General features: G+C 57.0%; 19 protein-coding genes. 13 read left to right on the top strand and 6 right to left on the bottom strand.

The features are described from left to right. Nucleotides 1-3: 3 nt before the first annotated feature. The 9 genes from AC2FH0_RS09455 to AC2FH0_RS09415 all read left to right on the top strand — a co-directional run bounded on the left by AC2FH0_RS09455 (nt 4) and on the right by AC2FH0_RS09415 (nt 10085). Complete coding sequence (locus AC2FH0_RS09455) at nt 4-1692, top strand: hypothetical protein (protein ID WP_271949979.1); 1689 nt, start codon at nt 4-6, stop codon at nt 1690-1692. Then, a complete protein-coding gene (locus AC2FH0_RS09450; RefSeq protein ID WP_271949978.1) occupies nt 1689-2318 on the top strand; it encodes a DUF3726 domain-containing protein in 630 nt (209 codons plus the stop codon). The genes AC2FH0_RS09455 and AC2FH0_RS09450 overlap by 4 nt, the downstream gene beginning before the upstream one ends. A 12-nt stretch (nt 2319-2330) precedes the next feature. Next, on the top strand, nt 2331-3344 hold the full coding sequence (locus AC2FH0_RS09445; RefSeq protein WP_271949976.1) for an Ldh family oxidoreductase: 1014 nt from the start codon (nt 2331-2333) through the stop codon (nt 3342-3344). Between the two features lie 259 nt (nt 3345-3603). Then, on the top strand, nt 3604-4788 hold the full coding sequence (locus tag AC2FH0_RS09440; RefSeq protein ID WP_496789177.1) for an ROK family transcriptional regulator: 1185 nt from the start codon (nt 3604-3606) through the stop codon (nt 4786-4788). Further along, nucleotides 4785-6050: a M20 family metallopeptidase gene (locus AC2FH0_RS09435; protein ID WP_496789176.1), complete on the top strand. Its 1266-nt coding sequence runs from the start codon at nt 4785-4787 to the stop codon at nt 6048-6050. The genes AC2FH0_RS09440 and AC2FH0_RS09435 overlap by 4 nt, the downstream gene beginning before the upstream one ends. Before the next feature lie 11 nt (nt 6051-6061). Then, nucleotides 6062-7111, top strand: a complete 1050-nt coding sequence (locus AC2FH0_RS09430) for a substrate-binding domain-containing protein (protein WP_496789174.1) — start codon at nt 6062-6064, stop codon at nt 7109-7111. A gap of 61 nt (nt 7112-7172) precedes the next feature. Further along, entirely contained in the window at nt 7173-8126 is a 954-nt protein-coding gene (locus tag AC2FH0_RS09425; RefSeq protein ID WP_282022025.1) for an ABC transporter permease, read from the top strand. 16 nt (nt 8127-8142) lie between these two features. After that, a complete protein-coding gene (locus tag AC2FH0_RS09420; RefSeq protein ID WP_496701272.1) occupies nt 8143-9354 on the top strand; it encodes an alanine racemase in 1212 nt (403 codons plus the stop codon). Then, a complete protein-coding gene (locus AC2FH0_RS09415) occupies nt 9351-10085 on the top strand; it encodes an ATP-binding cassette domain-containing protein (protein ID WP_496692973.1) in 735 nt (244 codons plus the stop codon). Before AC2FH0_RS09420 ends, AC2FH0_RS09415 begins: the two co-directional genes overlap by 4 nt. Before the next feature lie 66 nt (nt 10086-10151). Here AC2FH0_RS09415 and AC2FH0_RS09410 read toward each other — a convergent pair whose 3' ends face one another. Genes AC2FH0_RS09410 through AC2FH0_RS09385 form a run of 6 tightly spaced genes read right to left on the bottom strand, consistent with a single transcriptional unit; the run spans nt 10152 to nt 14893 of the window. Then, nucleotides 10152-10973: an energy transducer TonB gene (locus AC2FH0_RS09410; protein WP_496789172.1), complete on the bottom strand. Its 822-nt coding sequence runs from the start codon at nt 10971-10973 to the stop codon at nt 10152-10154. Beyond that, the gene (locus tag AC2FH0_RS09405; protein ID WP_496789169.1) at nt 10970-11362 is read right to left on the bottom strand and encodes an ExbD/TolR family protein; all 393 of its coding nucleotides are present in this window, start codon (nt 11360-11362) and stop codon (nt 10970-10972) included. The genes AC2FH0_RS09410 and AC2FH0_RS09405 overlap by 4 nt, the downstream gene beginning before the upstream one ends. Beyond that, nucleotides 11362-11691: a biopolymer transporter ExbD gene (locus AC2FH0_RS09400; protein WP_496705571.1), complete on the bottom strand. Its 330-nt coding sequence runs from the start codon at nt 11689-11691 to the stop codon at nt 11362-11364. The genes AC2FH0_RS09405 and AC2FH0_RS09400 overlap by 1 nt, the downstream gene beginning before the upstream one ends. Nucleotides 11692-11722: 31 nt before the next feature. Continuing rightward, nucleotides 11723-12391, bottom strand: a complete 669-nt coding sequence (locus tag AC2FH0_RS09395) for a MotA/TolQ/ExbB proton channel family protein (protein ID WP_496692969.1) — start codon at nt 12389-12391, stop codon at nt 11723-11725. Between the two features lie 4 nt (nt 12392-12395). Then, entirely contained in the window at nt 12396-12842 is a 447-nt protein-coding gene (locus AC2FH0_RS09390) for a hypothetical protein (protein WP_496690031.1), read from the bottom strand. Between the two features lie 20 nt (nt 12843-12862). Further along, the gene (locus AC2FH0_RS09385; RefSeq protein WP_496708902.1) at nt 12863-14893 is read right to left on the bottom strand and encodes a TonB-dependent receptor domain-containing protein; all 2031 of its coding nucleotides are present in this window, start codon (nt 14891-14893) and stop codon (nt 12863-12865) included. Between the two features lie 238 nt (nt 14894-15131). On the opposite strand from AC2FH0_RS09385, the gene AC2FH0_RS09380 reads away from it, so the two are divergent. From AC2FH0_RS09380 to AC2FH0_RS09365, 4 genes are read left to right on the top strand one after another with little or no spacing between them, the layout of a single operon-like run. After that, nucleotides 15132-16187: a hemin-degrading factor gene (locus AC2FH0_RS09380; RefSeq protein WP_496708903.1), complete on the top strand. Its 1056-nt coding sequence runs from the start codon at nt 15132-15134 to the stop codon at nt 16185-16187. Then, nucleotides 16184-17050, top strand: a complete 867-nt coding sequence (locus tag AC2FH0_RS09375) for a heme/hemin ABC transporter substrate-binding protein (protein ID WP_496789167.1) — start codon at nt 16184-16186, stop codon at nt 17048-17050. Before AC2FH0_RS09380 ends, AC2FH0_RS09375 begins: the two co-directional genes overlap by 4 nt. After that, nucleotides 17047-18123 (top strand): FecCD family ABC transporter permease, encoded by a 1077-nt coding sequence (locus AC2FH0_RS09370; protein WP_496692067.1) that lies wholly within the window; start codon nt 17047-17049, stop codon nt 18121-18123. The genes AC2FH0_RS09375 and AC2FH0_RS09370 overlap by 4 nt, the downstream gene beginning before the upstream one ends. A gap of 3 nt (nt 18124-18126) precedes the next feature. Next, nucleotides 18127-18915 (top strand): heme ABC transporter ATP-binding protein, encoded by a 789-nt coding sequence (locus AC2FH0_RS09365; protein ID WP_496789165.1) that lies wholly within the window; start codon nt 18127-18129, stop codon nt 18913-18915. Nucleotides 18916-18928: the final 13 nt, after the last annotated feature.

Genomic DNA, 18928 nt, shown 5'->3' with positions numbered 1-18928 from the left:
ACTATGAATACACGCGTGCAGACTGAAAATGTCAGACGTGATCCCGCGATGGTCATGCGGCTGTCGCGGCTGGGCTCGCTGCATCAATGCCGTCTCAGCTTTATGCGGCAACTGACCCGCCGTATGGCGCAGGAAAACTGGAGTTTTTCCCGCCCTGCGTTCGAGATTGACGAACACGGCGTTGGCCATGCGGTCTATACCGCGCAAGGCCCTGATCACGCATATTCTCTTGTGGCGTTTGCCCATGATCTGCCGCCCGAAAAACGCTCGGACCGGGTCATCGCCGAGGCCTGGGATGCCACCTTCGCGCTATTTGACGGCATTCCGACGGCGGATGATATTCACCGCCTGTCGCAAAACGTACCAGTGCAAGAGGCCGGGCGCGTCAGCGAGTCAGAACTGTCATTGTCGCGCGCCAACCGGTCAGTCCGCCTGTGGGCACATGTGGTCGACCGTCTGGCCGCTGGTCAACAACCCGATCTGGAACAGATTTATCAGGTTGGCTACCTGATGCGGACAACCGCCGTGTATGGTTCCGGCAAGTTTGGGGCTGCAGATCGCGAGAAAACAGCCAGTCGCCCCGAGGTCAACGGCCCGTTCCAGACCGAGATGTTGTCGGTCTACCTGACCCGGACCTTTGTGCGCGACCTGGTGCAGCATATGGCCCAAGTGAAGGGCGGCGATCAAACCGCGCAGTTAGATCCGCAGATCGCCAGTTGGCTCGGCATTGGCAATTCCACAGGTCTGGGCATGGCCCCCTTCATCGTCAACCATCCGATCTTGTTCAATAACTGGATCATGGCGCGAGAGGAGGCCATCGCCCGGGTACGGTCGCTCTTGACCGCCTCGGAAGATGAGGCCCGTCAATTCCGTGGCATCTATGATCGTAGCAAACTCTCGATGTCCTGGTGGCAGTCTGAGCATCCGGTCCAGCGCGATAAGCTGGCGGCGCTCAACAACGATCTGCAGGCAATCTCTGGGTATCTGGACAGGGATGATCTGACGCAGAACCAACCCTGGGATCGGTTGATCCTGTGGTCGCAATCCGCGCTGAGCGAGGAGGGCCAGGAACTGCTCGCCTCGCTTATCCTTGAGCCCTATGGCGAATTGGTCGATGGGCTGAGCTGTTGTATGGCCGACAGCAATTCAAGTGCCCATGTGATTGATGGATCAATGTCGGTAGGCGCTGCGCGCGATCTGATCAGTAACAGTTTTGGCTGGGCCTTGGATCTGGATTGGAACGCAGCGGAAAACTGTGCGCGGGCCTGGTATGTCTCCGAGGAGAAGCTGGAGCCGCGACTGGGTGAGCGCTTTGAGGAACCGATAGCCGGTTACGAACAGCCCCTTGCCCCGGCCCGTGACGCCGCGATGGCGTTTAAGGCACTTGCCGAATGGGATACTCGCTCCTCCGTTGCAGAGTTTCTGCTGCGCCATCCTGAACATCGCCACACCCTGCGCCGCGCTCAAATGAGCCGAGTAGCCCCCTATGGTGAAATCCACGACAATACGATCAGCGCCACTGTCCTGCCTATCGACATGCTGCGGGCCAAGCTGTCGTTTTTTGGGGCAACCCATTTTGACCCCCGGTCGGACCGCTGGGTGCGGATCTGCATGTATTCCGGCGCACCATATCCTGATGAGTTAACGCCGGAAAATGCCGATCTTTGGGTTTATCCGGAGTTGCCGCAATGACCTATTCACTGAACGAGATCGAAGCCACCTCTAAACGCGCCGCCCGAGGGGCAGGGTATGCCTGGGGTCTGGCAGAAGAGGCCGCCAAGGCCACACGCTGGTTGTGCGGGCATGGGCTGGACGGGACTACAGAGCTGGCCCACCTGCTGGACTTGGGTTTGGCTGCGGCGCCGGCAGATCACAGACCAGATGCGATGCAGGGCCCATGGCAGGGCAAGGGCGCTTTGTGCCCTCTGGCCACTGGCACCTTGCTGTCGGATTGTGCCGAACAGCTGCGCGCCGGACCGGTTGAGATGGCCAACATTGCAATCCCTGCACTGTTACTGCCCTTTGCTGCCTATGCGGCACGTGAACTCAAGGGCTGTGTGGTGCTTGATTGTGATGGGCATCTGGCGGCATGTGATGGGTATTCCGTGTCGACCCCAGATACCTTACCCGCCCAGGCGCGCAGGGTGGTGGTTTCGCTGGGGGAACAGCGCACAGGCCCCCGCCCACATCAGACCCGCGCCGCCCCGACTGATCAGGCTTGGGCAACGCTGAATCGCTTTGCCCACCGCACCTATGCCCCCGCAACCGAGGAATCCCGCCTGCTGGGTGCAGGGGCCGGGCTTTCTGATAATGACTGATGAGGTACTGATTTGACCGAGACCCGGACCCTTACTCTGAACGAAATCGAAGACCTGTCGTTTCGCGCGCTTGTTGCTGCGGGGACTTCACCGGAAAACGCCCGCCCGCTGGCGGTTGCGACCGCGGCAACCGAGGCGGACGGCGTGGCAAGCCATGGACTGGCCTATATCCCGATCTATTGTGAGCATGTCCAATGTGGCAAGGTCGACGGTCTTGCCAAACCGGTCATGACACGGCCCAAGCCAGGTGTAGTTACCGTAGATGCCGCAACCGGATTTGCCCATTCAGCCATCGATCTCGGGTATGAGACGCTGATCACCGCTGCGCGCGAACAGGGCGTTGCCGTGCTGAGCATCTGCAACAGCTATAACTGCGGCGTGCTGGGCTATCACACCTATCGTCTGGCACAGGCCGGGCTTGTCGGGCTTGGTTTTACCAACGCGCCAGCCTCGATCGCGCCATCGGGTGGCGCAAAGCCGGTTGTAGGGACCAACCCCTTTTCCGTTGCCGTACCCGGTACAGATGGGCAACCCGCCCTGCTGATCGATCAAAGCGCCAGCACAATCGCCAAGAGCGAGGTCATGAAACATGCCAGAGAAGGAAGGCCGATCCCCGTTGGGTGGGCATTGGACGCCGAGGGCAACCCGACCACTGATCCCAATGTGGGCCTCAAGGGCTCCATGGCACCTTCTGGTGGGTACAAGGGCGTCGGTGTGGCCCTTCTGACCGAAGTTATGGCGGCCGCTCTTACAGGGGCCACTCTGGGCATCAACGCCTCGCCCTTTTCAGGAACCGCTGGCGGCCCGCCCAAGACCGGACAGTTTTTCATTGCGATCGACCCTGTGGCGACATCGTCGTCGGGTGGCTTTGCTCAGGGCATCGAGGAACTCGTCGGCGCCATTCGATCGCAAGACGATGCACATTTGCCTGGCGATGGCCGACGCGCAAAACGCGTCGCATCGGCCACACAAGGCGTGGCTGTAAATATTGCGACCCTTGAAAAGATCGAGACCATCTTGGGATAAGCCGGTTTTATTAGCCCGCAATCAGATTCTTTCTGGTTCGGGCACCCTTACTCAAACCTTCTGACCCAGCACCAATTTTCAGAACGGCTTCCAGGCCTTTAGCCAAAATTCGACCCGGACGCAGCAGGCTCATTTTTCGTATTTCATGCTTTAGCGCAGAAAAAAACGGGGTTGACTCAAATCGCACTCCATATTTAGTTCGGTAACAGAACGAATAAATGGAATTGACGTGGCAACGCAGACAAAAATCTCTCGACGAATGTCTCAAAGTGCGGTCGTTCAGGCGATTGCGACCTATGGGCCCATTTCGCGCGCCAGCGTGTCGAAGCTGACCGGTCTTTCGAAACAGACAATCTCGGAAATTGTCGGGAACCTAGAAAGCGATGGCTGGGTGCGGACAGTCGGTCAGACCGAGGGGCATGTCGGACGCCGAGCCGTGGTATATGAAATCGCTCCGGATGCGGCAACGGTCGCCAGCGTCGATCTGGGTGGAACAAAGATCAGGGTCGCACTATGCGATCTGACCGGTCGCGTTCTGGCCGAGCGCGTAGAGCCGACAGAACAAAGCGGCGGCAGACAAGTGATCGATCAGGTTGCCCGTATGGTTCGCGCAACCGCAGACGACCCCCAATGCCCGTCAGGCGAATTGAAAATAGCTGTCGTCGGTGTCCCAGGCGTGCCGGACAGCAGGACCGGCGCGGTCCTGATGGCGCCTAACATAACCGGGCTGGATCAGATTGATCTTGCTGGCACTTTGAACGAACGGCTTGGGATAGAAATCCTTGTCGAAAATGACGTGAACCTTGCCGCTCTGGGCGAGCATTGGATGGATCATCGAAGCGACCAGGATGACCTGGTCTTCGTTTCCGTCGGAACCGGAATTGGTGCAGGAATCGTCGTCGGAGGTATTTTGCTGCGTGGCGCATCTGGTGCAGCTGGCGAAATAGGTTTTCTTCCCTTTGGTGCCGATCCCATTGCAAAGGAAAGCCATAAAATAGGCGCGCTGGAACGCGTAACCGCCACCGATGCAATCATCGGCGAATACAGGATGCTTACGGGCAAAACTTGCTCAGTTCCTGCGATCTTTGAGGCTGCCAATAACGGCGACAAAGCAGCCGAGCAAACGCTGGACAATGTCGCTTATCAGATCGCGCGGGCTTCGGCGTCGATTGTAGCGGTTCTTGATCCGTCCCTTATCGTGATGGGGGGCTCTATCGGCGCGCGCGACGAGTTGATGCACCGGATCAGACGCTTTGCCGCCCAGTGCTACCCCCGTGAAATAGAGATCCAGCCCTCAAAGCTGGGTCCGCATGCTGCCCTTGCCGGAGGTGTGTCTATAGCCCTGTCGCATTTACATATCTCTCTTTTCGCCGAGGGTCAGAAAGGTGCCGAGATCAACGTACCACCTCCAGCGCTCGATACCTTCAAGGCAAGTATGTCATGACCGCTAAGGCTCTTTCAGAACGCTTGCGTCAAGAACAGGATGCTGATGCAGACCTAACTCTGTTGCGCAATGCCCTGTCCATCGAAAGCGTGACGGGCAATGAAACACGTTTTGCGCGTTTTCTGGACCAGCAACTTATGGCCCTGGGCCTGAATACCGGACGGGGCTGTTTCGCGGGTGAACGCGAAAATGTCTGGGGAATTGCTTCTGTGGAGGGTCCCAACCTCATGATTTTGGGCCATACGGATACTGTGCATGTCCGGGGCTGGGAGGAATATTGGGAAGACGATGCACGCAAAAATCCATTCGGCGCGACCGAAAAGGACGGGCACATCTGGTCACGTGGGGCAAGCGACCTCAAGGGTGGGATTTGCGCTGCGATTGCCGGGTATCGCCTGCTGCAAAAACTTGGCGTTATGCCTTCAGCCAGTCTGACCTTTGCCTTCATCGGTGATGAAGAAAGCGGTGAACCTGACAGCGGCGTTAGCGCCGGGGCGAAAGATCTGGTTGGACGTATCAAGTCCGACGAAATCCCCCGTCCTGATTTCGCGATCTATGTCGAGCCAACGAGTTTGGACATTTATTCCGCCCAGATCGGGTTCTTTATCGCCGAGATCACGATAACTGGAAAAACAGCGTATTTCGGCCGACCCGAATTGGGGGTCGATGCATTGAAAGCAACGCATACGCTTCTGTCGAAAATCTGGGATCATGAAAAAGAACTGAACGCGGGCCCGCGTCATGACCTTGTCGGTGCCTCTTCTGTTCTGGTGACGCATATCAATGGCGGCGGGTTTATCGCAGTGCCCGGAGAATGCAGGCTCTCACTGATCCGGAAACTTAGACCTGGCGAAATGCTTGATGATGCAGTGGCAGCATTGGAAACAGCGCTTGGCCTGGATCGCCTACCTACAGGTATAGAGGTGTGCATCGACTACCCAGCCGGTCGTGATCATCCCAAGGGCGGCTCACCAGTTGAAAACGACCCCGATACTGAGGCGGTTCGCCTGTTGCAGAGCTGTGTACAGCAAACTCAGTCCCGAAAAGTAGAAATCGGCGGCGCGCCCTACTGGTCTGAGATGCCATTTTTAACAGAACAGATCGGCTGTCCAACCGTTTACTGCGCACCGGGTGATATCGCCGTGGCGCATACTTTTGAAGAACGAATTGAGGTCGAAGAATACCTCGCCGCCGTCCGGGCCTTTGCGCTTTTCATAGCGCAGTTCGGTGCGTCGGACACGCTCGTAATGCATCCAACCTGAGGAGGACAAACATGTCACTTGTTAGAAGCACATTTGCCGCTACCGCGATGTTCGCGCTGGCGGGCAGCTTATACGCCGAAACCATCGGTCCAGCGGGGGAAAGTGCCACCCCTTCATCAATGGTTGTTGTCGCTGATGATGATGTCGAAAAGGTGAAAGAGGCTGGATATTCAGCTGCTTTGCTGTGGCATGACCAATCCGACTTTGTGAATGCGGTAACAGCAGGTGCCAGCGATGAATTTGCGCGTCTGGGGATCGAGGTCGTTGCCGTGACAAGCGCAGGATTTGATGCTGCAAAACAACGTAGCGATATCGAGACGGTCATGGCCAAATCGCCCAATATCATTCTGTCGCTTCCTCTGGACCCGGTGACCTCTGCCGCAGCATTTGCAGAGGCAAAAGAGGCCGGAGTTGCCCTAAGTTTCCTCTCGAACCTGCCGGCCGGCTACAAGCACCCGGACGACTATGCGGCAATCGTGACGGATGATCTGTTTCAGATGGGCAAACAAGCGGCGGATGCGCTTGCGGCTGCCATGGGCAATGAAGGAACAGTTGGATGGATTTATCACGACGCAGATTATTATGTGACCAATCAGCGCGACAACGCTTTCAAGACCACGATTGAGAACGACTATCCGAACATCACAATCGTTGCAGAACAAGGCATTTCTGATCCTGCGCGCGCCGAAGAGATTGCCAATGCTATGCTGCTGAAAAACCCAGACCTGGGTGGAATCTACGTAACCTGGGCTGGTCCGGCAGAGGGTATTCTTGCAGCGCTGCGGACGAACGGAAACACCTCGACCAAGATCGTGACATTGGATCTGTCAGAGCCGATTGCCCTTGATATGGTTCAGGGTGGGAATGTCGCGGCGATTGTTGCCGATGAAGCCTATGAACTGGGGCGTGCAATGGCCGCCAGTGCCGTGCTCGACCTGCTGGGCGAGGACGTACCATCCTTTGTTGTAGCCCCTGCATTGAAAGTGACAGCGGACAACGTTGCCGATGGATGGCAAAACTCGCTGAATATTGATGCACCAGCCAGTCTGACATCGAAGTAGAGACCTGATGGGCAGGTCGCCTCTGGCGACCTGCCGCAACCGGATATTCCCAGAGGCATCCATGGAACAGGCTTTTCAACGTATGCGCGACTTGGATCTACAGCGCTGCGTCATTTATTTCGGCTTTCTTGCGATCTTTCTGTTTTTTGGGATCACTCTCTACGATGACGGGTTTCTGACCAGTCGGAATCTGACAAATATCGTCCTTCAGACAGCCCCAGCCACGATCATGGCCATCGGATTGGTCTTTGCCCTGTCAGCCGGAGAGATCGACCTGAGTTTTGGCTCTGTCGTTGCAGTTGCAGCCCTCTCGGCAGCTGTTGCGATGCAGAACGGCCCAATGATCCTGGGTGTCGCAGCGGGGCTTGGCGCAGGCATTCTGATCGGCGCGTTCAATGGTGCTTTGGTGGCCTATCTGCGGTTGCCATCATTTCTGGTGACCTTGGCCACCATGGGGTTATTTGCCGGAATTGCGCGTTCGATGACCGATCTGCGATCCATTCCTGTCGTTAACGGGACTTTCACCGGGGTCTTCGGCTCGGGCAAGCTGTTTGGTGTACCTTCACTTGTTATCTGGACCGTGATTGCAGTGCTGATTGGCCATGTCATCTACCGGCACACACGTTTTGGCGCACACGTTCTGGCCGTTGGGGACAATGCCCGCGCAGCCCAAGTCTCTGGCATCAGGGTTCCCCGTATCCGGCTGATGGTTCTGACCTTGTGCGGCGCAACCGCTGGGCTGGCTGGTTTGCTCTATGCCGGGCGTATTCAAGCCGCCAAATATACAATGGGCGAAAGCGATCTGATGACAGTCATTGCCGCTGTCATCGTAGGTGGCACTGCGCTTAATGGCGGCAAGGGATCCATAATAGGTGCGCTTTTGGGCTCGCTCATGATGGGAATGCTGAATAACGGGCTGATCCTGATGGGGCTGCAGGTCTCGGACCAGATGATCGTACGCGGGCTGATCATACTGATCGCCGTAGCAATTTCACTCCGCGAAATCCGCCGATAGACACCGGAGCAACCCAATGTTTCTTGATCTTCTCATACGCCGCAACCCCAAGTTCATCGAGGCCGCCATGGCCTTGCATCAACAAGGGAAGATCCCCGCAAACGCCTATGTGCTTGACTTGGATGCCGTCGAACGCAACGCGCGCCTTTTCTCTGATGTGGCCCGTGGGCATGGCCTTGCAACTTTTGCCATGACCAAACAGGTGGGCCGCCATTCCGGCTTTTGTCAGGCGGTCATGCGCGGTGGCATCAGCCGGTCCGTCGCCGTGGATATGGCCTGCGCCTTGGCATGTGACCGCGCTGGCTTAAGGACAGGTCATTTGGGTCACCTTGTACAGGTGCCCCGCCAAGAAGCTCTCTTCGCCGCAGCCAAACTACGCCCGGACTATTGGACGGTATTCTCGGACAACAAGGCAAAAGAGGCGGCAGACGCCTCTGCTCGGGCCGAGAGAGAACAGGCACTGATGGCGCGCATCCAGACTGAAGGGGATACGTTTTATCGTGGCCACGAGGGGGGATTTGACGCGAATGATATCCTGGCGGTGGCTGACCGTTTGGATGCGCTGCAGGGCGGGCGCTTTGCAGGCATTACGACCTTTCCCGCCCTGCTTTTCGACCAGGATGACCGCAAGGTTGTGCCGACCCCAAACCTCCACACGCTCAACATGGCTGCAGAAGCTCTGGCGCGTGCTGGGCGTACGGAGGTCGAAATCAATGCCCCCGGAACGACATCTTCAGCTGTTCTTCCGGCATTAGCCGAAGCCGGGGCCACGCAGGTTGAACCGGGCAATGGCCTACATGGCACGACGCCTCTCCATGCGGTAGAAGACCTTCCTGAGGATCCCGCCGTACTTTACCTTTCCGAGGTCTCGCACCATCACGGCGGGAAAGCCTATTGCTTTGGCGGCGGGCTCTATATCGATCCGGTTTTCCCGAAATACCAGGTTCGGGCGCTGGTAAGCAGCAGCCCGACAATCAGCCGGTCAGCCCTGCGAAATGTCGAAATTCCTGATTATTCCGCAATAGATTACTACGCCATGATCGACAGCGACAGCGATCAAAACCCCGCACCAGGCGACACGGTTGTCTTCGGTTTCCGTGGGCAGGCCTTTGTAACCCGCGCTTTGGTTGCCGGGATAAAAGGCGTAGACAGCGGAATGCCAGAGCTTACCTCAATCGAAAACGGCTTTGGCGACCACGTCAGCTGGCCGGGAGCATTTGCGCAATGACTCCGGTTCTTTCCCTCAAGCAAATCCACAAATCTTTTGGCGGAGTGGTCGCAATCCAGAATTTTTCACTGGACCTCTACCCCGGTGAAATCGTGGCTCTGGTCGGTGATAATGGCGCGGGTAAATCCACGCTCGTCAAGATCATCTCTGGCGTGCATCGACCAACCAGCGGCGAGATCGCGCTCGACGGCGAAGAAGTCGGTTTTTCGGATGCTAGCGCGGCTCGATCACATGGTATTGAGGTGGTCTATCAGGACCTCGCATTGGCTGACGAACAGCCGGTTTATATGAACATGTTTCTGGGCCGCGAACTGACGCGCAAACCCTTTGGACTGCTGGATAAAGCACGCATGCGTGCCGAAACCCAAAGCCTTGTTGATCAGCTTGACGTGCGCATCCCCTCTGAGCGCGCAGCCATACGTGATTTGAGCGGAGGCCAAAGACAGGGCATTGCTATCGCGCGAGCAACCCATTGGGCCAGCAAATTGATCCTTCTGGATGAACCCACTGCAGCACTTGGCGTTGCAGAGACTGCGAAGGTTGAGGACCTTGTCGCGTCACTTAAGGATCGCAATCTGGCAATTTTGATAATCAGCCATTCCCTGGATCAGGTTTTTCGTCTTGCCGACCGCATCTGCGTTTTACGCCGGGGTGAACAGATAGGCGTCAGGACAACTGCCGAGACCGACAAGAACGAAATTGTCGCCATGATCACCGGTGTTCATAGTTGATGGCGCAAAGCGCAGCCGTGTCCCCATCTTTACGAAGGGGCCCTTTGGCTCGATCGGATATGACACCTATCGCTGCCCGATGATTTCGAAAGTATAATCTCGTCTCACCCCTGCCGGAGGTGGCGGGAAGGGTGCAGCCGCTTTTACCTGGGCAAGGGCGACCTGATCCAACCGCTTTGATCCTGAACTGCGTACTATTCCAACCGCCTGCAATGTCCCGTTCTCAGCTATTCGAAAGGCCACCAACGCGGCACCTCGAATATTGGCGCTCTTTCTCCGGGCGCGGATAATCTTGCGTTTAATCTGTCCGGCATAGTTGCTGGCGTCAGCATTGCCGGATGCGGTCAGCGCTGACGTGGATGTAGCAACATTTGCCGCGCCTTTCGTGGTTTTCCCGGTGGCGTCACCTTTTTTCCCCGATTGTTTCGCGTTGCCATGCGCGGTGGCAGTTTGATTGCTTGCCTGTTTCTTCGGTTCCGGCGGCTTGGCATCCTCGGTCGGCGACACCGAAGCAGCATCACCCTGTCTGTTCGGTGTTTCAGCGTCCTGAGGCCTGAGAGGGCTTGGCGCAACAGCGGTCGCGGCCGTAGCGCTGCTCACAACCGGGCTGAGAGTTTGCGGCGACGTTGTGCGCTGCTGCTTGACAGGGCGGGCCTTGGGATGCAACCGATGAGGTGCTGCCGGTTTCTTGCGCGTGCTGGCCGGTGCTGGTGCATTTGTTCCGGCGACGAAGTCCTTGAATACAGATCCCAGCGCGGCGGCCCTCTCCTCTCCGCCACCTTCGACCTGCACCTGTTCGGCGGTCGAATAATCCAAAAGCGCAAGGCCATGTGTCGCTACGGCCAATGCGACAGAAATCACAACTACCACGCGGGATTTGGTTATCATCGTAATCCCCTTTCCGTCACGACATAGACCTGTCTTGCGCCCAACCCGCTCAAGTCATCGCTGATCTGTTTGAGCGTGACTGCAGGCAAGGATCGATCCGGCACGATCCGAACCGCATCAAGGGGCAGATCAACAGCCGCCCTCTCGACATAGGCCGCAGCATTGGTCAGCTCTGCCCCGCGATATTCAAGTGTGCCATCGGCGCGAATAACCAAAGCATCAGGCGGCTCGCGTCCCTCCAGATCCATCGTTTCGACAAGCTGAACCGATCCGTTGAGCGGCGGCGTAAGGGTGCCTGCGATCATGAAGAATATGAGCATCAGGAACACGACATTGATCAGCGCGATGGTTGGATCTCGGCTTTGTCTGGGCTTCGATTTCAACTGCATCAGCCCAAAACCTGAGTGCGCAGGTTTTCGACAGGTGCCAGCCCGATGAGCAGATCAATCAGCTGCTGAGAGGTTGCCCTCGGACCCAGGCTGATGAGCGCGATTTGGGATTTGGCGTCGAGCAGCATTGGAGCCACCTGCGCCAATGGTACAGGCGCACCATCGACCAGAATTCGGTCTGCATCCAGTTTAATAAACCGGATGGCTTGGTCTGGCTCCGCGCCGCCGACTGAGGCCGTCGAAAACTGAATCTCGGCGAATTTCGAGAATGTGGATGTCAGCATGAAAAACAACAGCAGCAAAAAGATGACATCTATAAGCGACGTCATTGACAGGCGTTTGCGCCGCTTTCTTTGCACATTAAGCGCCATGTACCAGCGCCGTAATTGACGCCCCTGCCGTTTGCTCGGTCTCCTCGGCATGGCCGGGGGCAAATATTGTTCTGAGCGCACGGTTGGCAAAGACGCGTTCCCGGTTCACGCGGGCCTCAAACCAGGTCAGGATCAGTGACGTCGGCATGGCTACAGCCAGCCCTGCTGCTGTTGTCATCAGCGCCACCCAGATGCCCCCAGCCAGCAACGATGGGTCAACAGCGTTGCCTGCCCCCTGCAGGGTCTGGAAGGCTTCGATCATGCCCAGCACTGTGCCGAACAATCCAAGCAGGGGCGCAAGTTGCGAGACGATGTCCAGCACGTTGAGACCCTGTTCCAGTTTTGCAAATCGCGTCTCAGCCTCGGCATCGACCCGTTCGGACAAGGTGCGATCATTCCCGGACAATGCCATTGCGATCACCGGCGCCAGGTAACTACGGCTTTTGTTCAGGTATATTCTGGCGGCCGTGGGGTCTTCTCGGTCCCATGCGTCGATCGCCCTTGACAATTCGACGTGACGGCCGACTCCCGCCGCTTTGTATTGCCAGATTTTGTAAAAGACCAAGGCGAGGGTCGCGATTGAGGCTGCAATCAGGATCGCCACCACCGGGCCCCCTAATTGCAGGATTTCCATCAGTTTTTGCAGCATTTCGGACATAGCTTTATCCAATCATCTCAGTTTCAAGGCGGCTTTTTAGACTGAGGCCATTCATGCAGGCATCTTTGTTACCGCTCTGGGTCATGCATTCCTGCACGCCGTTGAACAGAATCCGGCTGATCTGGTCACAGGCCATGTCGGTGAATTGAAACTGCCTGACCCGTGGGCGGCCTGCGGGCAGTTCTTCGAAATCCAGCAGGGTAATTAACGCGACCGCACCGTTTTTGCCAAACAGGACGGTTTCATAGACCGCACCGTTGATGTCGACCTCATGCATATTTTCGGCGACAAAGCTGAGCAGACAGTTTTGCCCCCTTGCTTCGGCAGAGCTGAGTTCGATTGATACGCCGCCAGTCTTGGGCACGTCTTCTGCGCTGGCGATCCCTGCCCCCAAGACTGAGAGCAGGGTCGACAGGACAGCGCTGGCTTTGTTTGCTGCCGCACTTCGCATAACGGGTCCTTTCCTTGGGATCAGAAGGTTTTGGCCAGGCCGAGCTTGAAGGTCCGGCCCGTCGAATTGCGGGTCGACAGGTTCGGGCGGTAGTCCTTATCAAGGATGTTCTCGATACCGGCGCGCAGCTCAAAGCCTTCAAACACACCCTCTTGCGGCATGTAGGTCGCACGCAGAGAGTTTACTCCGTATCCCGCGGTCGCGTCCCCGCTCGAGTCCGTTCCGGCCCGGGCACCGAAGATTTCCCAGCTGACGTCCAACGTCTGACCGAACCGCTTGCCCAATGTCAGGCGCGCGGAATCCGACGGCTCATTCCGCCAACGCGAGTCATCGCCGGTGGCGCTGGTTTCCGTACCCGTCACGATGTTCGAGTTGAAATCGACGTAGAACCCACCCGCATTGGCATAAGAGGCTTCGATCTCGGCGCCTTTTGTTTCCACTTCGGACAGAGGTTGAGACGGGGTGCCAGAGACGTAGGAGGTGATATCCCACAGGGTCGTTTGATAGAAATTGACCTTGGCGCGGATCACGTCGCCCTCGGCAAACACGTCACCGCGATCATAGGAAAAACCAGCTTCCCACGTGCGGGATCTCTCGGGTTGCGTCATGTAAAGCGGCGTGCCCAGATCATCGATGATCGGCAGGCTTTCCGTGTAGGCCGCACCACCAAAGATCGCGAAACCGCTGTTGAACGCGTACCGCGCCGACAACCCGCCCATAAGCGCGTTGTTGTCATAGCTTTCGTTGAACGGGGCCGCGGCGTCATCATCACCGTCGATGTCCTGCGTCTCATATCGCACCGCGGGGGTAATCGTCAGATTGTCACCGATCTGCACATCGTCCACAGCAAACAGGGCAAATCGACGGTCGGTTCCACCCGGCGCCGATGCCGCGTCCAACCGTTCGCGGTTGATGAATTCAATCCCTGCCCGCAGATCATGCGAGGCGATGCCGGTCTGGAAATACGACGTGTTCTTGATCGTCAGCTTTGTCGTTTCATAGTTATGCGTGGCATCAGCCAGAGCCTGAATTCCAGGGAAGAATGGCGTGCCCTCAAGGCTGGAAGACCCGGAAACATAGCTGCTTTCGATCGCCTGCTCAGAATAGCTGAGGTTCACATCCAGATCGACCAGATCATTTCCAACGGGTTGATATTGATACCGCAGGATACCGATCTTTGTTTCGATATCACGGTCTACATTACCAAAGGCATCCGACGTGGTGCCAAACGAGTCATAAGGGACGTCGCGCTCTTCAGATGTGGACTGGTTGTAGGATGCGGTGAACGAATGTTCGAGATCGTTGCCGAAGCTGTATTTGCCCTTAGCCAGAAGCGACGGCAGCGTGAACGCGCTGTTGCCGATCGTATTGCCGTTTCCATCCTCCTGATCGTCCTGATCCCGATAGGCGTAGTTGAACAGAAATTCCGTTTGGGTATTCGGCTGCCAAGCCAGGATAGAGGACGAGGCAAATCCGTTACCGTTGGAATACCCTTCAAAGGTTTGACGGAAACGGAAACCCGGCTCTCCACCGGTGAAATCTGACGCGCCCTTGGTTTCCAGCTGAACGACACCACCAACAACCCCGGACCCATATTCGAATGAACCGACAGTGCCCCGAATGACCGAGACGCTTTTGTAAAGCTGGGGGTCAGTAAAAAGCTGGTTGCCGATCCGATACAGCTCTTCCGCGCCCGTTGTGGCACCATCGACCAGGATCAGTACCTTCTGGTCGGTTCCGAACGTGCCGTTTGCACCATAGCCGCGAATATTGATGCCCGATCCCTGAGGGGTCGAGCCGTTCACCAGGCTTACCCCCGGAACCGAGTCGATCAGCTCTGCAACCGTATTGGCCTGCCGGTCGTTGATCTCTTCCTGATCAATATTTGTGACCGGCACGGCAGTGTCTGTCTGAATCTCTCGTTTGCTTTCCCCAAGTATCAGGGTGCCCAGGAAACCATCGTCTTGTTCTTGCGCCATAGCGCCAGCCGCAATCATGCTGAGGCACGAAGCCGTTCCCAGCAAAGCTATCTTCCGTATTTGCACACGCATCTCTGTCCCTTCGAAACAGTAGGAGGACCTGAAATGCTTGCGCCATGCTGGCTTTGGTCAGTCTGTTTTATTGTTTTTTAGACTCGCCGATTTTGGCGACTTGTGCTCGTTAATAAAGGTTACTAAAACAGTCAACAATAAATCGCAGTCGTTCTGACGGCTCTTGCCAGCGGGCAGCCGAGGAAATCGGCAGCCGGGCCAGCACCTCCGAAAATCAACTCGTAAGATGGGAAACCCCATGACGGAACAGGTGCCTAACACCCCCGATCAAATTCGCGCAGCCTATGCGCAAAACAGCGGTAAGCGTGACCGCGATCTGGCAGAATCGCTTGGATTGACCGAAGGGCAGCTGGTTGCAGCCTTCGCTGGGCTGGACGTAACGCGGCTGTCGGCTAGCCTTGATGACATTTTCCCAATGCTCAACGGGTTGGGAGAGGTCATGGCGTTGACGCGCAATATCTCCTGCGTGATCGAAAAGGTCGGACAATACGACAATTACCATTCGGGCGCGCATGCCTCGATGGTTCTGACGGATGAGATTGATTTGCGCATGTTTCCCAGCCACTGGGTCCATGCCTTTGCGATCGAACGCAAAACCGACAGCGGTGTGAAACGCTCGCTTCAGGTCTTTGATGCCGCAGGCGATGCGGTGCACAAGATATTCCTGCGCGAAGGATCGGATCTGGACCATTGGGATAAGCTTGTCAGCGCCCTTGCGTCTGAGGACCAATCGCAAACTCTTGATTTAGAACCGCGCCGACCGACCGAAGCGCCCAAGGCCAACCCCGAAAAGACGGAAATCCTACGTGCGGAATGGGCCAAGATGACGGACACCCACCAGTTCATGCGCTTGACCTCAAAGCTCAAGATGAACCGATTGGGGGCCTATCGCATCGCCGGCCAACCGCTTGTCAGGGAACTGACGCCGTCGGTAATATCACCAATGTTCGAACAGGTGTGCGACAAGGAAATTGAGGTGATGATCTTTGTTGGCAATCGTGGATGTATCGAAATTCACGGTGGCCTTATCGGAACGATCAAGCAGATGGGACCCTGGTTCAATGTGCTTGACCCGCGTTTCAATCTGCATCTGAGGACGGACCATATTGCAGAGGTCTGGGCTGTCACCAAACCGACTCAGCGCGGCCCCGCCGTCTCGGTCGAGGCGTTCGATGCAGAAGGTGGGCTGATCTTCCAGATATTTGGTCAGCGCACCGGCGATACCGACCATCGCCCAATCTGGAATGAGTTAGTTGCCGCACTTGAACCCCAACCCGAGGCCGCGCTGACATGAACAGGATGCGAGTGATCTGGCCTGCCTTGGCTATGCTGCTAAGTACACAGGTCGCGCAGGCTGCGGACGACGAACCAAAGCGGATCATCGCGATCGGCAGTTCCATCACTGAAATCGTCTACGCTCTGGGTCAGCAAGACAGGCTTGTTGGTCGCGACCGAACATCAACCTACCCGACAGAAGCGATGAACCTGCCCGATATCGGATACCGACGCGCGCTGTCGCCCGAAGGCGTTTTGTCGGTAGAACCAGACTTGGTCCTGGCGCTTGAAGGTTCAGGACCAGCAGAGGCGATTGCGGTTCTGCAGGAAGCGGGCGTGCAATACGTCACGATCAAGGATGAGTTCTCTCTGGAAGGCGTGGTCGAAAAAATCCAAACCGTTGGGGCCGTGCTGGGAGCTGACGTTGCTGCCGAGGGATTGGCAGCGCAAACCATACGCCAGATCAATCAGGCGGAATTGGCGGCTAGTAGTGCCGCAGGATCCAACCCGAAACGGGTTCTGTTTGTTCTGTCGGTGCAGGATAACCGGATCACAGTGGGAGGTGTGGATACCCAAGCAGACAGCATCATTCGATTGGCTGGCGGTGTAAATGCCGCCGCCAAAGTGTCAGGTTACAAGCCAATGACGCCCGAAGCGCTGGTGTCGGCTGCGCCTGATGTCATCCTTATGATGGATCGGCGGGGTGATAATAATACCGAGGATGCCGCGCTCTTTTCACTGCCCGCAGTCAAGCTGACCCCGGCGGGCCAGAACAAGATGCTGATCCGCATGCAGGGTGCATATCTTCTTGGGTTTGGCCCTAGAACCGCCAGTGCCATTTCTGATCTGTCAGCAGCTTTGCAGGATGAAGGTGGCTCATGACGCTGACGTTGGATCATATGAGCGCCGAGGCACCTGGGTACAATCGGCGAGCAACTGCACGGCGGGTTACTTTGGCCTTACTGGTATTGCTTGGCCTAACCAGCGCCGCAAGCATTTCAGTCGGTGCTTCGGATGCGTCGTTAAACATGGCGGTGATCGACCTAATCAATGGGCGGTCCCTGTCTGACCTGAATCGGATTGTCCTTTGGGACATACGCTTGCCCCGGCTTGCCATGGGGATTCTGGTCGGTGCCGCACTGGCTGTTTCAGGGGTGGTCATGCAAGGGCTTTTCCGAAACCCGTTGGCGGACCCCGGAATTGTCGGCGTCAGCGCGGGCGCAGGTCTGGGCGCAATTTCAGCCATCATGCTTGGCAGCCACGTGCCAGTGTCGGTTTTGGTCTGGACCGGAAACGGGTTAGTGGCCATTGCTGCTTTTCTTGGTGGCTGGGCGTCTGTTCTGATCCTATACCGTGTCTCGACCAGCGGAGGGCGGACATCGGTCGCAACTATGCTACTGGCCGGCATTGCATTAGGTGCCTTATCCGGCGCTGCATCGGGTGTTCTGGTCTACATGGCCGATGATCAGCAATTACGCGACCTGACGTTCTGGGGAATGGGATCGTTAGCTGGGGCAACCTGGACCAAAATCGCCTCGGCTGCGCCTATCATTTTGGTTGCCCTTGCAAGCACACAATTTCTGGCTCGCGCGCTTAACGGTCTGGCGATGGGAGAGGCGGTGGCCCATCACATGGGCATCCCGGTTCAGCGCAGCAAGAACATTGCCATTCTGGCCGTTGCCGGGGCCACCGGGGCCGCTGTTGCCGTGTCCGGCGGCATCGGGTTCATCGGAATTGTGGTCCCCCATTTGCTACGGCTGGCCACGGGGCCGGACCACCACAGGCTTTTGATGAACTCCGCCCTGCTGGGTGCCAGTCTGCTGCTATGCGCCGACATGATCAGCCGGGTCGTGGTGGCCCCGGCGGAACTGCCAATCGGGATCGTCACGGCAATTCTCGGCGCACCGGTCTTTCTTTGGATCCTCCTGCGCCGCCACGGCATTATGGGAATGTAAATCATGCAAGGTAAGAACATCTGCGTCAGCCTGGGCCGAAAGGACATCTTGCACGACGTGAATTTCAAGGCCGATCCCGGTCATGTCACCGCAATCATCGGGCCCAACGGATCGGGCAAATCGACCTTACTAAAGGCATTGGCCGGAGAGATTGCCTCGACCGGAACCGTCACCCTGAACGGCCACGACATCTCAGAGTTAAAGCCCTGGCAACTGGCCGCGAAACGGGGCGTGCTGCCACAATCGACCAGCGTGGCCTTTCCTTTCAAAGTGCACGAGATTGTCAGACTGGGGCTGGCAAACGGGTTGGCCGCACAAGATGACGGTTCGGTCACTACCGCCCTGGCACATGTCGACCTAGCAGGGTTCGAGCAGAGGTCTTACCAGACCCTGTCCGGGGGTGAGCAGCAGCGCGTACAGTTAGCCCGTGTTTTGACGCAGGTCTGGCAGGCACAACGGGCCGATCATCCCAGCTGGCTTTTACTGGACGAACCGGTTGCCAGCCTGGATATCGCGCATCAATTTACGGTCCTTGGTATCGCAAGCGATTTTGCCGCCCAAGGTGGAGGTGTGGTGGTGGTGATGCACGATCTGAACCTCACCGCGCTATTTGCAGACTGTGTTTACGTGATGTCACAGGGCACTGTCTGGGGCTCTGGCACACCTTCAAATATCCTCACCGACGACCTGATGCAGCAAGTTTACGGCATCAACCTACCGATCGGCATTGTGCCGACCGGCCCGCTTCCTTTTGTACTGCCTCAGGCAATGCACAAATGCATTGAGGCTTGATGTTGTGCAAACA

It is taken from the genome of Ruegeria sp. CDSC051, from assembly GCF_059610665.1.
This window is presented reverse-complemented; position numbering and strand designations above follow the sequence as displayed.

Bases quoted from the DNA above. Each gene is read 5' to 3' on its own strand.
- AC2FH0_RS09455 (WP_271949979.1), top strand. From the start codon at position 4: ATGAATACACGCGTGCAGACTGAAAATGTCAGACGTGATCCCGCGATG.
- AC2FH0_RS09450 (WP_271949978.1), top strand. From the start codon at position 1,689: ATGACCTATTCACTGAACGAGATCGAAGCCACCTCTAAACGCGCCGCC.
- AC2FH0_RS09440 (WP_496789177.1), top strand. From the start codon at position 3,604: ATGTCTCAAAGTGCGGTCGTTCAGGCGATTGCGACCTATGGGCCCATT.
- AC2FH0_RS09435 (WP_496789176.1), top strand. From the start codon at position 4,785: ATGACCGCTAAGGCTCTTTCAGAACGCTTGCGTCAAGAACAGGATGCT.
- AC2FH0_RS09430 (WP_496789174.1), top strand. From the start codon at position 6,062: ATGTCACTTGTTAGAAGCACATTTGCCGCTACCGCGATGTTCGCGCTG.
- AC2FH0_RS09425 (WP_282022025.1), top strand. From the start codon at position 7,173: ATGGAACAGGCTTTTCAACGTATGCGCGACTTGGATCTACAGCGCTGC.
- AC2FH0_RS09420 (WP_496701272.1), top strand. From the start codon at position 8,143: ATGTTTCTTGATCTTCTCATACGCCGCAACCCCAAGTTCATCGAGGCC.
- AC2FH0_RS09415 (WP_496692973.1), top strand. From the start codon at position 9,351: ATGACTCCGGTTCTTTCCCTCAAGCAAATCCACAAATCTTTTGGCGGA.
- AC2FH0_RS09410 (WP_496789172.1), bottom strand. From the start codon at position 10,973: ATGATAACCAAATCCCGCGTGGTAGTTGTGATTTCTGTCGCATTGGCC.
- AC2FH0_RS09405 (WP_496789169.1), bottom strand. From the start codon at position 11,362: ATGCAGTTGAAATCGAAGCCCAGACAAAGCCGAGATCCAACCATCGCG.
- AC2FH0_RS09400 (WP_496705571.1), bottom strand. From the start codon at position 11,691: ATGACGTCGCTTATAGATGTCATCTTTTTGCTGCTGTTGTTTTTCATG.
- AC2FH0_RS09395 (WP_496692969.1), bottom strand. From the start codon at position 12,391: ATGTCCGAAATGCTGCAAAAACTGATGGAAATCCTGCAATTAGGGGGC.
- AC2FH0_RS09390 (WP_496690031.1), bottom strand. From the start codon at position 12,842: ATGCGAAGTGCGGCAGCAAACAAAGCCAGCGCTGTCCTGTCGACCCTG.
- AC2FH0_RS09385 (WP_496708902.1), bottom strand. From the start codon at position 14,893: ATGCGTGTGCAAATACGGAAGATAGCTTTGCTGGGAACGGCTTCGTGC.
- AC2FH0_RS09380 (WP_496708903.1), top strand. From the start codon at position 15,132: ATGACGGAACAGGTGCCTAACACCCCCGATCAAATTCGCGCAGCCTAT.
- AC2FH0_RS09375 (WP_496789167.1), top strand. From the start codon at position 16,184: ATGAACAGGATGCGAGTGATCTGGCCTGCCTTGGCTATGCTGCTAAGT.
- AC2FH0_RS09370 (WP_496692067.1), top strand. From the start codon at position 17,047: ATGACGCTGACGTTGGATCATATGAGCGCCGAGGCACCTGGGTACAAT.
- AC2FH0_RS09365 (WP_496789165.1), top strand. From the start codon at position 18,127: ATGCAAGGTAAGAACATCTGCGTCAGCCTGGGCCGAAAGGACATCTTG.